The organism is Algoriphagus vanfongensis DSM 17529 (genome assembly GCF_000429465.1).
GTDB classification, from domain to species: domain Bacteria; phylum Bacteroidota; class Bacteroidia; order Cytophagales; family Cyclobacteriaceae; genus Algoriphagus; species Algoriphagus vanfongensis.
Genome location: NZ_AUBX01000010.1, coordinates 175,346 through 188,151 on the forward strand (window position 1 = coordinate 175,346; position 12,806 = coordinate 188,151).

8 protein-coding genes are annotated in these 12,806 nt (G+C 41.8%); all 8 read right to left on the reverse strand.

The genetic code is table 11. The features are described 5' to 3' along the window. Positions 1-104: 104 nt before the first annotated feature. Complete coding sequence (locus G460_RS0105885; RefSeq protein WP_026954486.1) at positions 105-2,513, reverse strand: ABC transporter permease; 2,409 nt, start codon at positions 2,511-2,513, stop codon at positions 105-107. Positions 2,514-2,711: 198 nt separating this feature from the next. Next, positions 2,712-5,147 carry an ABC transporter permease gene (locus tag G460_RS0105895; RefSeq protein ID WP_026954487.1) on the reverse strand — a complete coding sequence of 812 codons (2,436 nt, stop codon included), beginning with the start codon at positions 5,145-5,147 and terminating at the stop codon, positions 2,712-2,714. Between the two features lie 109 nt (positions 5,148-5,256). Then, positions 5,257-7,713, reverse strand: coding sequence for an ABC transporter permease (locus G460_RS0105900; protein ID WP_026954488.1), 2,457 nt, complete (start codon positions 7,711-7,713; stop codon positions 5,257-5,259). Positions 7,714-8,122: 409 nt separating this feature from the next. Beyond that, entirely contained in the window at positions 8,123-9,319 is a 1,197-nt protein-coding gene (gene rffA, locus G460_RS0105905; RefSeq protein WP_084421172.1) for a dTDP-4-amino-4,6-dideoxygalactose transaminase, read from the reverse strand. Positions 9,320-9,382: 63 nt separating this feature from the next. Beyond that, a complete protein-coding gene (locus G460_RS0105910; RefSeq protein WP_026954490.1) occupies positions 9,383-10,291 on the reverse strand; it encodes a glycosyltransferase family 2 protein in 909 nt (302 codons plus the stop codon). Between the two features lie 25 nt (positions 10,292-10,316). After that, positions 10,317-10,988, reverse strand: coding sequence for a GNAT family N-acetyltransferase (locus G460_RS0105915; protein WP_026954491.1), 672 nt, complete (start codon positions 10,986-10,988; stop codon positions 10,317-10,319). A gap of 10 nt (positions 10,989-10,998) precedes the next feature. Then, positions 10,999-11,853, reverse strand: coding sequence for a glycosyltransferase family 2 protein (locus G460_RS22600; RefSeq protein WP_026954492.1), 855 nt, complete (start codon positions 11,851-11,853; stop codon positions 10,999-11,001). A gap of 351 nt (positions 11,854-12,204) precedes the next feature. Then, positions 12,205-12,711, reverse strand: coding sequence for a winged helix-turn-helix domain-containing protein (locus tag G460_RS0105925; protein ID WP_026954493.1), 507 nt, complete (start codon positions 12,709-12,711; stop codon positions 12,205-12,207). Positions 12,712-12,806 lie beyond the last annotated feature (95 nt).

Sequence of the window (12,806 nt, forward strand, 5' to 3'; positions counted from 1 at the left end):
TGAAAGGTTAAAAGGTTGGAAAACTAGAATCTCCAATCTCTTTTCTCTCTTCTCTTATCTTATGTCTTACGTCTTGATTCTTGGTTCTCGATTCTTGATTCCCTCTACTCACTTTTCAAACTCTTAACTGGATTCATCAAAGCCGCTTTGATAGCCTGAAAACTGACCGTGGCCAAAGCAACCACGATGGCTAAAACGCCGGCAACTGCAAATACCCACCAGTCCAGATTGATCCTAAAGGCAAAATCCTGAATCCACTGATCCACCACATACCAAGAAATCGGGATGGCGACCAAGAGAGATAGAACAACCAGCTTGATAAAATCTTTGGAAAGTATAGCCACCACTCCTGCCACGGACGCTCCCAGTACTTTTCGAATGCCTATTTCCTTGACTCGCTGTTCGGTGGAGAAAGTAGCCAAACCAAAAAGTCCCAAACAGGAAATCAAAATGGATAAGATTGTCAACATGCCCACGATGGCATTTACTGTCCGATCAGCTCGATACAATTCGGTAAAATGATCATCTAGAAACTGATACTCAAATTCACGTTCTGGAATGATTTCATTCCAAACAGACTCCATATGCGCCAAAGCTTCTGGCACCTGATCAGCACTGATTTTCACAGATACTTCCTCGTATCCCCAGTTTTTGTTGTTGAACAAAGTCAGTGTTTCTATTTGATGATGCAGGGAATTGAAGTTAAAATCCTTCACTATCCCCACTATGCTTGCTGCTGAATCCATCCCGCTAAACCCAAACTCTGAACCTATCAAAGACTCCAGATCCTTTCCCCCACCCTCATTCTGCAAAAGCTCATTTGCCAAAGACTCATTGATCAGATAGGTTCTTCCTTTGTCAGCTTCGGAGTTGGTGAAATTCCTTCCCGCGATCAGCTCGATCTGATATACATTTAGAAAATCTTCATCGACCACTACCTGTGAAGTTGCCAAACTACGTGCTGGTCCTTCCCCATGAAAAGTCACCGAGGTCTGATGCAAATTATTTCCCAATCGCTGACCCGAGGCAGTAACGCTTTGAATGAGGGAGTTTGCCAGCAAATTTTCTTTTAGAACATCATAGCGATCCGAATAACGTCCTCCAATCGGCAAGGTCACTACCTGCTCATGCGAAAAGCCCAAATCCTTGTCCTGCATATACCTCACCTGTCTGGTGGCAAAAAAGGTGGAGATAATCAAAAATATGGCACAGCTAAACTGAACTATGACGAGGACATTTCTGAATTCAGACTTTCTTTTGCCAGACTCCGCAGAACCTTTGAGCACTTTGACAGGCTGAAAACTGGAAAGGAAAACCGCTGGATAAATACCCGACAGTATCCCAACTGCCAATGCTCCCAAGATCACTAAGCCAAGTAAAACGGGATCTGTGAAAAGTGGAAAATTCAAACTTCGCTGGCTGAATTCACTTAGAAATGGGATTGCCCAGTAAACCAACATCACCGCCAAAGCCATCGCAAACATGCTGATCAAGATGGATTCACTGATAAACTGGCTATACAATTGCTGTTTGGAGGCGCCTGAGGCCTTTCTCACCCCGATCTCCAAAGCTCTTCCAATCGACTTTGCGGAAGATAAATTCACGAAATTGATTCCCGCAATAAAGAGTACTATCAGAGCGATATAAAAGAATATCTGGGTATAGGCTCCGTCAAATTTTTGAAAATTCACATAATCATGGGTGATGTCTTTGGAGCCATCATGAACCTCATTCAAGGGTTGCAAAAACAACTCATAGCCTTGAGCTCGATCTTCTCCCATATGTGATTTGAGGTAGTCTGGAAATTTCTCTTCCAATGTGGCAAGATCAGTTCCTTCCACCAGCTCGAGATAAGTTGTCAGCCAATTACTTCCCCAATTCTCCATATTTCTGGGACCGGCGAAGGTGCTGAAAGAGGTCAGTGCATCAAATCTCAAATGGGAGTTTTTCGGAATGTCCTCCACTATTCCCGTAACAGTAAAAAATAAGCTATCCTCCTCTGCCACCTGAAGAATCTTCCCCATCGCTGGTTCATTCCCAAATAGTTGCTCTGCTCCTGATTCTGTAAGAACTATAGTTCGAGGTTCAGCCAATGCCGAATTTGGATTTCCTTCGATCAGTTTGAAATCGAAAATCTGGAAAAATGAGGAATCTGCCCAAAGCGATTCTTCAATGGAAGGAGTAGTTCCTTCCAGTTCGAATGTCAAGCGATTTCCTGGCCTCACCCTGGTGAAATTGAGAATTTCAGGAAATTCCTCTATTAAAGTAGGCCCCATGGGATACATGGAAAGCGCTACATTCTGAGGAGCCACCATTCCCTCCCATTTCTGAACTTCATTTAGCCTATAAATATTCTTGGTATGAATCCCATCAAAACCCCGCTCGTAATTCACAAAGAGCAAAATCAGGATACACACCGCCATACCTATAGCCAAGCCAGCAATATTCAGAAAAGAAAAGAGCTTATTCTTCCTGATGTTTCTAAAGGCGATTTTAAGATAGTTTTTTAGCATGATGATCTAATTTCAAAATTGGAATTACTTGTCCGCCGTGGCGGATTGGAAAATTGAAAAATTAGCCTCGATTTCTTCCAATTCTCTTTTCTCCATTCTCCAATCTCTTTTCTCCATTCTCTAATCTCTTTTCTCTAATCTTTTGTCTTAAGTATAGATTCTTGACTCTCAATTCTATATACCAGATACCCTAACCAATCACTCCCCCTTCAGACTCTCCACAGGATTGACTCGGGCGGATTTGATCGCATGATAACTCACCGTCAGCAAAGCCATGCCAGCAGCTAGAGCCCCTGAAAGAACAAATGCCTGCCAGCCGATTTCTATTTTGTATTCATAATCTCGGAGCCAATTCTCCATCATGTAAAAGGCTATAGGGCAGGCGATAAGCAGCGATCCCAAAACCATCCAAAGAAACTTTTGGGTGAGCATTCCAAAAATCCCGGGGAAAGTAGCCCCCAGCACCTTGCGAATACTCACTTCCTTGCTTCGCTGCTCGACCATAAAGGCCGACAGAGCAAACAAACCCAAACAGGCTACGAAAATCGCCAGTATAGCGAAGCTTGTAAAGATCATTTTGACCCGTCGGACATTATCATACATCTGCGCAAAAGACTCATCCATAAATGCGTAGCGGAATGGCAGATTGGGGACAAATTGGTTCCATTTCCCCTCGAGATCTGCAATCAGTGTAGGCATATCAGCGGCTTCTGATTTGACAGAAAAAATGGTATTGCTTTTCCCCAGAAACAGTGCGAGTGGCTCGACACGCTGCTTCATATTGTCAAAGCGGAAATCCTTGACGACTCCAATCACCTCACTCAACTGACCATATCGGGAAATCCGCTTTCCGATCGGATCTGTCAGATTGAGCTCCTTCACCATTTGTTCATTGATGATGGTAGCACTCTTGTCAGACTCTTTATCTGCGTCAAAATTCCTTCCCTCCACCAGTTCGATCCCCAAAGTGGACAGGTAATCCTCGTCTATCTGCCAAGCTTGCGCACCGACAGTCACATCGATATTTTCCTTGCCTTCGTTGACAAAGGAATTACCGTTTCTCTTCGTATTTTCCAAAGGCAAATAATCACTGATAGTCACGGAAGACACCCCTTGGATTCGACTCAATTCCTCCTTGAAAAGCTCATCTTTATGGCCCAGCATATTGGTACCGTAGAGCTGGATCACCTGATCTTTTTCAAACCCAACTTTGGAAGTCAGGATAAAAGATAATTGCTGATTGATGATCAGTGTGCCGATGATCAGGATAATGGAAACGGTAAACTGAAACACTACCAAGCTGCTCTGAAGGCCACCGGATTTACTTCCCAGTCGCAATTTTCCTTTGAGCACATTGATAGGAGAAAAACCAGAAAGATAGATCGCCGGATAGAATCCTGCCATCCCTCCCACGAGCATGGCTGAGCCCAAAAGAATCGGAACAAACTGCCACTGATCCCATGGCAAAACCAATGCTATGCCTGTCATTTCATTGAAAAGGGGAAGGAAAATCTCAGCCAAGAGCACTCCTACTATAAATGCCAAAAGCGAAACCAACATGGATTCGGCCAAAAACTGAAAAATCAAATTGGTACGACCAGAACCTACCACTTTGCGTAAGCCTACCTCTTTGGCACGATTAGCCGATCTGGCTGTGGACAGATTGATGAAATTGATAGAAGCCAGCATGAGAATAAACAAAGCTACCGTCCCAAAGACCCAAATAATCTTGATATCACTTCGAAAACTACTCTCGTCCTCTATTGCGGCAGAGTACAAATGAATATCACCCATCGGCTGAAGGTACATGCTGTACATTTGCTCAAAATTGTCTGGAAGCGCCCTTCCCTGCATGACAAATGCCGGCTGAATGTATTTCGAGATGATTGTAGAGCCAAGCGTTTTGCCAAAGACTTCTGCATTCACATCGGGCCGAAGTGCCAGATAAGTTTTATAGTTATTCTGAGTCCATCGATCCTGTTCTCCCGGTTCGAATTCCATTCCCGTCAAGGTCAAAAAGTACTTGTAATCCATGTGAGAATTAGTTGGAAAGTCATGCATCACGCCTGAGATCTTGCGAGGATCTTCCCGATTTCCATTCAGGTAAATGGTATGGCCAATGGGATTTTGTCCTTTGAAAAACTTCTTTGCAACGGACTCCGATATGACAATCGTATTGGGTTCGACAAGGGCACTTTTGGCATTGCCATAGATCATCGGAATATTGAAAATATCCAGAATAGCTTGATCCGCATAGGCAAAATGCTCCTCGTGATGGTGCATGGGATCATCGTCGATTTGGATTTCATTGGAGCCGGCCCCATAGAAAAGATCATTGTCCAAGAGCCTTCCGGCTTGTTCGATTTCATCAAAATCCGAATTGACAGTTCTAGCCATGTTGGCGGAGAAATGCACGCTTCTCTCAGTCCCCTGCTCGAAATCAAACTGACGAACTACCCTGTAAATGTTTTTTGAATTTGGAACAAACTGATCATAGCTCGTCTCGTGGATGATATAAACAGCTATCAGCAAGCAAGCCGCTATGCCTATTCCCAGGCCTGAAACATTGATCAAGGAAAACCCTTTGGCTTTCAAAAGGCTTCTCCAGGCGATTTTAAGGTAGTTTTTCAGCATGTTGAAATAATTATAAAATTGGAAGATTGGTCGCAATTGGTTCCCAATCTCTTTTTGTCCATTCTCATTTCTAAATTCTTATGTCTAATGTCTAGATTCTTGATTCTCTCTATTCACTCTTCAAGCTTTCAACCGGATTCATCAGAGCGGCTTTCAGGCTTCTGGAACAAATCGTTACGAGTGCAATAAGACACGTCATCAGGCCTGCCAAAACAAAGACCCACCACTCCAAATCCACATGATAGGCAAATTGCTGCAGCCACTTTTCCATCAGAAAATAGCCAATAGGAAAAGCAATCAAGAAAGATAATGTCACCGGCATGATAAAATCCCGAGCCAACAAAGCCACAATTTGAGCAGAGCTAGATCCCAGAACTTTGCGAACACCAATCTCTTTGAACCGCTGCTCAGCAGTGTAGGTAACCAACCCAAACAAACCCAAGCAAGCCACGAAAATCGTAAGCACAGCCAAAATCGTCAGGAATGACCCCATGCGGGTTTCCTGCACATAAGTCTCATTATACAACTCATCCAAAAATGAATAAGTAAAAGGCTCTCCTGTTCCAAATTCATCCCAAGAAGTCTGCAAATCAGAAAGAAGTCCGACCAGATCTCCAGGCTTGGCTTTGATCATAAGACTGTAGTAAGGATTATAGGTCATCATCAGCGGTTTGATCGGTTCGCGGAGTGATCTGGCCACAAAATCTTTGACCACACCGATCACTTTCACGGGTTCACGCCCGCCTTGATTGTCCGTCATCACCTCAAAAGTTTTCCCGATTGGATCGTCTGAGATCCCAAGGTCCTCTGCTGCAGTCTGATTGATCAGGATATTATTGGATTCATTGCCGTAGTCAGCAGAGAAATTTCTCCCCGCAACGAGTTCCATGCCTAACGTTTCCAAATACTCCTCATCAATTCCATAGCGCATGACTCGCAATGAATTGGCTGGAGCATCCTCAAAAAAAAGATTGTGCACGCTGGTATCCGTGGGACCAGCAGGAATATAGGCTGATTTAGTCACGCTGCTCACCCGAGGATCATTTTTGATCCGATCCCGGAATACATCCAGATGCTCTCCGATCAAACCAGCTTCACGAAGAACGATCAATTGCTCCCGCTCATAGCCCAGGTCTTTCTTTTGTATAAAATCCATCTGCCTGGCAACCACCAGAGTAGCAATGATCAAGCTGGAAGAAATGGCAAACTGAAATACCACCAAGCCACTACGAATGCCGGATTTGCGAGATGCTGTTACTTTCTTTTTGAGAGACTCGATCGGTCTAAAACCTGAAAGAAAAAACGCCGGATAACCTCCCGCCACAAGCGTAACCAATCCTACCATCAATGCGATCGCCAGTAAAAATGTAGGCGAAACCAAAGAAGACAGCTTCAGTGATTTCAAGGCAAACTCATTGAAAAACGGGAGAGAAATGGCACTGAACAAAACGCCCAGCACCAATGCTACTAGGATAGCTACAAAGGACTCTGCCAAAAACTGGTAGATTAAATGCTTTTTGTCAGAACCCATTACCTTTCTGACTCCGATTTCTTTGACACGCTGAGAGGCTCCAGCAGTGGAGAGGTTCATGAAATTGATGCATGCGATCAGGAGCATAAATACCGCAACTGCCACATAAATCCACACCGTATTGATATCTCCTCCTGCCTCAAACTGCCCGGTTCCTTTGAAAAGTGTACTTAAATGGATGTCCGTGAGGGGCTGTAAGGTGAGGTAGACAAAGTTTCCTTTTTCAAAAAACTCCTCGAGGCCCATTCCCAAACTTTCCTTCATCTGCCCTTCCATATATTTCTGTACCAACGCAGGAATTTTAGCCTGAACCTCTTCTGCTTCCGTCCCTTCATCGAGGAGGATATAGGTGGAATAGCTTCCTGACATCCAACTTTGATTTCTGGAGTCCGGATTTCCCAGCATCGAGGCAAACATTTCAAAATGAAAATGGGAATTGGTTGGTACATTTTCCACAACACCAGTCACCGTATAGTCCCCTGCCAGACTCTGATATTCTCCAGCATAGTAACCGATATCCTGGAGTTTCACCACCTGATTGATCGGATCACTTTTCCCAAAAAGAGCCGATGCCTGATCTTCAGTGATGACCAAGGAATTGGGCTTATTAAGTGCTGTTTGAGGATTCCCTTGTAAGAATTTCAGAGTAAACAGGTCAAAGAAATTTGGATCGACAAAGGCCGTTCTTCCCTTTCTCAATTTTTGCCCATCGACTTCCAATTTGGTTTGGTGATGCACATTGCTGATCCGAGTAGCCGATTGCACTCCAGCTATCTCATCTACAAAAGTAGCGGCGACGGGAGCCATTACACTGGATTCGTTGAGTGCTTCATCACCAAGTTTGGCTTGAAGATTCACCCGATAGATCCTGTCCGAATGCTCGCTATAGCGATCATAGCTCAGTTCATCAAAGACAAACAAGGCAATCACCAGACAAGTGGCTATCCCCATTGCCAATCCCAAAATGTTGATGATAGACACCAACCTGTTCTTTTTGAGGCTTCTCCAGGCGATTTTGAAGTAATTTTTCAGCATTGAATAGGAAAATTTTAACTACTTGTCCGCCGTGGCGGATCGGGAAATTCACCCCAACCTTCTCTTTCTATGTTCTATATCCTTTTTTCTCCACCGGTATCTATGGGGATATCCAGTATCTTCTTTCTGAAAGATATTTCCGGGGTGTATTGTCCCACTAGTAGATACGAAATCGTGCCAAGGAAAAACCCCGCTAAATCAGCCCAAAAGCCACTTTTCTTGTTTTTTGTAAAAAATCAATCGGACGCTTTTGTCCGCAGGTGGGCAAAATGAATGGATTGGAATTAAAATGGGAATAAATTCTCTGAACAGGATAGCCAGAGATAAGCAAGGCTTATACAGTATTTTAGCCTTGCTCTTGGAGTATTTTTAAAAAAATAAGTTCCTGATTTTGAATCAGAAAGACACGCTATTCACCTAAAAATGCATTTGACATTTCAGGCAATTCATAAAAAAGTGGAAGTCTAATCAACCTATCTGAAAATCGATCGGAATTAGGCAAATGCCGATGGTATTGGTCAGGGAAATTTCTTTGTACAAAAGTGGATCGATGAAGGCTTTGGTAATGAAATACTGTCAGGATTCCTTTCTGCTTCATTTGATCCGCAAAATGAGCTCTATTTTCCAAGTCTTCAAACATCAAGAAAAATAGATGGGCATTAGCCATCAAAGAGGGATCAGGAAGTAAAAAATCGAGTGAACTATTCTTTAGATTTTCTTCAAACCCTTCTTTGATGCTTGAGAGATATTCCTTAGAAAGTAGCATGCAGTCAAAGCTCGAATCCTGTAGGAAACCGTAATACTCCTTCCAAATTGCTTTTCTTCTATTCTGAATGAAAGTCAAAGATTCTAGCTGAGCATAGAGGTAGGCTGCATTCAACTCGGATGGCAAAAAACTACTTCCCAGATCTTTCCAGCCATATTTTCCAACCTCACCTCTGAAAAATGCAGCTCTGTCTGTACCTTTCTCCCAAATAATTTCAGCTCTTTCAGAGAGAGAACTATCATTGATACAAATCATCCCTCCTTCCCCACATTGGATATTTTTAGTTTCATGAAAACTAAACACCCCAATATGACCAATTCCACCGAGCGGCTTCTCTTGAAACTTTTGGTCGATAGCCTGAGCAGCATCTTCTATCACTTTGACACCGTACTTCTCAGCCAAGATCATAATAGCATTCATATCACAGGGGACTCCCCCATAATGAACTACAATGATCGCTTTTGTTTTGGGAGTGATGAGGCTTTCAAGCTGGGATTCATCCATGGATGGATGATCTTCCTTACTATCGACGAAAACAACTCTGGCACCTCTTAATACAAAAGCATTGGCAGAGGAAACAAAAGTAAAACTTGGGCAAATCACCTCATCCCCAGGTCTGATATCCAATAAAATTGCAGCCATTTCAAGCGCATCAGTACATGAGCTGGTCAGTAGGCAATGCTCAAAACCATAGTTATCCTGAAAAAAATCCTGACAGAGCTGGGTGTAGTATCCATTTCCGGAAATCTTTCCTCTCTGGACAGCATCCTGAATGTAGGTCAGTTCTTTGCCAGAAAGATAGGGCTTATTGAAAGGGATTTGGGAAGGAATAAACGGCAAAAATTTTATGATTTGCGAAAATAAGGAGACATAAGTTGAGTACTGGTAAGGTCAAAAAATAGACTAGATTTCTTTTTCCACGATATAGATCGGTCTATTTTTCACCCCCTCAAAGATCTTCCCTACATACAAACCTACGACACCTAGAGTAATCAATAGAAAGCCAGTCAGTACCCAGATAGACACGATCAAACTTGCATACCCCGCCACGATGATTTCTCCCATGAAATAGCGAATCAAGGTATAAAGAGCGAACAAAAAACCTGTCAATGCAATCCAAACGCCCAATTTGACAGTCATTCGAATTGGTTTGTCACTGTAAGCTAGCATGATATCCAATGCCAAATTGAATAGTTTTTTGTATCCATAGCTACTGCTTCTTTGGCTATTTTCGGCATGCTCTACCTCCATAGTGGTTTGCTGAAATCCTACCCATCTTACCATCGTAGGAAAATATCGTATGGACTCACGCATGGAGATAATCTGGTGAATGACTTTGCGATGATAAATCCCAAAATTAGCAATGGACTCATCCTGTTGAGAGCCTGTCAGCCAGGCTAAGGTTCGGTAAAAAATCTTGGAAGACAATTTTTTGAAAAAACCATCCTTCCTGTTGACTCGTTTCGCCAAAACCACATCATAGCCTTGCTGTGCTTTTTGCCAAAGGCGGGGTATCTCTTCCGGTCTATCTTGAAGATCACAATCCATCACCACTACCCATTCACCTAAAGCGAGATCTAGGCCGGCCGTGATGGCATAGTGCTGGCCGAAATTCCGAGACAACTTAACTCCTCGGACTTTAGAGTTAGAAGCGGCAATAGTTTCTATCTTTTGCCATGAAGTATCAGGACTTCCATCATCTACCAAAATAATTTCAAATTGGTCAGTGGGAACAGCTTGCTGGATTCGCTCAACAAGTTCATCCAACACTGCTTCCGCCAAATATATCGGAGAAACTATGGACAGCTTCAATGGACACAAGGTTTGATACCCACTCTCAGTCAATGTAGTATGAAGAATTGCAAAAATGATAGATATAGGTTCTTGAGCTCAACTCGTACCCTTGTTTTTGATATAGCTTAACGGCAGCTTTATTTCTCTCCTGCGTTGCTATTTCTATACTCGATGCACCATGCTGCCAAGCAAAATGCTCTGCACCACTGACCAATTGACTCCCCAGCCCTTTTCCCTGATGTGATTCGGAAACTGCCAGCAAGCCCACTTTCGCATGTCCGTTTTCTACTTCCAATGTCACCATTCCCTCCAGTTGTGGAAAAGCCAGAAGTTGTTTCTTTTCAATTGCTTTCTTAATCCAGATTAGGTAAAGTTTTTCAAATTCTTGATTTTGAAAAAAAGGATCAGTTTTAAACCTGGACTTAGCTCCACTTAGAAAAGCTAGCTTGCAAATTTCATCTGTCAAAGGCCCTTGATATAGATCTAGCTGAGCTTTTTGCTTACTCTCAGTAAGAGATTTCCAGAATACTAGTTTGGTATCGTGATGAACAATCAGGGAATTAGATCTTTTCACGATTTCGTCAGAGAATAGATATAACAAGCGAAAGTCGCTTGCCTCAAGTAAGAATTTCTGCTCATCCCAACTATCATCTATTTTAGACTTGCCAACAGGATAGCCAAACAATTCTGAATCGAATGGTAAAGGAATAATCAATTATTAATAGTTATGATCTTGCCAATTCTCGAAGTAGACTAAAAAAGTATCTCATTGAAAACAACAACCTGAAATGATAAGTCGCCACCATCCAGTATTTTAAAGCAATCTTTACTCTAGTTTTCTTTGAAACTTTAGATTTATATTTATTCACAGGCAATCCCAATACCACTTGGAAAAGTATCAGTTCAGACTCTACTATTTTCTTCTTCTCCTGAAACCTTGATGTAATAGAGTTATTATGAATCAAATAGCCAAAACTTACTTTGTCGATACAACCCCATTTTGAATGATTTAGCACAACACGAAAAAACAATTCCCATTCTTGATGTCTCTGGAGTTTTACATTGAATAAACCCGACTCTTCCATCACTGCCCGACGAAAAAGAGGCCCAGAAGAAAAAAAAAGAATCTTAAATTTTAGATAATCTTCTATAGGATCATCTGAATAAAAGTTTTGACCAAACTTGTCATTTCCTTCAAAATTTTCATCAAAAATCAATTCCCCTTTTGATACCACAAATGGAACCTCCTCGTGAGATTCTAAGTATTCAACTTTATCCTTTAGATACCATGGATACATGATATCATCACTATCAAACCATTGAATAAAATCTCCCTTAGAATAGGAGAAAGCTAGATTTCGGCAGTAATTAGCTCCCTTGGGGGTCGAGTCAGGCCTCCTAAATATCTTAAATCTCTCATCCCGCTTTTGGTAAGTCTGAAGTATTTCATAAGAATTATCAGTACTATGGTCATCTACAACAATACACTCCCAGTCTTCATATTCCTGTGCTAGAACTGAATCTAAAGTCTGTACTAGGAATTTAGACTTATTGAAATTGGGAATTAGAATAGAGATCAAAATTTATGAATCTAAAATGAAAATGAAAGCTAATATATAATGGTTGCTGCTTAGTGAGACCGCTTGGGATTTTTTCAAAAGATATGAGCCGCATAACAAATGGCTGCTCTCTAAAAGCAAGCTCAATCAGTAAGCGAAACCTCCTTAATAAAGTATCCTAAATAGTCTCATCTAAGAAGAAATGAAGACGGAATCTTATAAATCATTCATCCAATGAAATATATTTTAAATGAAGGAGTGATTGATTTTTTCTTTCTAAAAGAAACAAAATAGCGTTTCATTGCTAATTTTTCATTTATAACGCAAAACCTTTCTACTAGCTTGAAAATGGAATTTATATAAAACGTCTGACTATCTTCCATAGATTAAAATTCCAACAATCGTTCCCGGATCATCACTCAAAATTGAAACTGACACTTTCCGATTGAGCTTTTCGTAAGTTTTATCTTTGATAAATTCCAGATACTCCGTGTCGAGATCTTGTCCGATCAGAACCATCTCCACAGTCCCAGAGTCAACACCTTTGGCATAATCGCCTACAATATAGGCTCGCTCCACATTTCCCATTCGCTTCACGATTCGCTCCATCAGTTCATCTAAACCAAGAAATTTAGATACCATGTTTTTGATCTCGTTGAAAAATGGATGTGAGTGATTGGCACGATACACTTTTGTCTTCCCTTCATCCTCAGCTGTTAGTAATCCTGCTTCAGTGAGACGATTGAGTTCCACCCTTACTGAATTGGTTGATTCCTCAAACTCCTTTGCCAAGGAACGCAAGTACCCGGAATTTTGATGAGAAAAAAACTTCAGAAGAAGTTTAATTCGTGTTTTGGATGTGACGAGAGATTCGAGCAAAAAAGATTAAAATTTGAAGTAGAAAATGAGATTGTTAAAAGTGAAGTTGACTAAATAGCACTCTTTCGATACTAAGGTCAATGCTGAGCACTCTG

What these genes read in the sequence shown, in the direction of transcription:
- G460_RS0105885 (WP_026954486.1), bottom strand. Translation starts at nt 2,513, where the DNA reads ATGCTAAAAAACTATCTTAAAATCGCCTTTAGAAACATCAGGAAGAAT.
- G460_RS0105895 (WP_026954487.1), bottom strand. Translation starts at nt 5,147, where the DNA reads ATGCTGAAAAACTACCTTAAAATCGCCTGGAGAAGCCTTTTGAAAGCC.
- G460_RS0105900 (WP_026954488.1), bottom strand. Translation starts at nt 7,713, where the DNA reads ATGCTGAAAAATTACTTCAAAATCGCCTGGAGAAGCCTCAAAAAGAAC.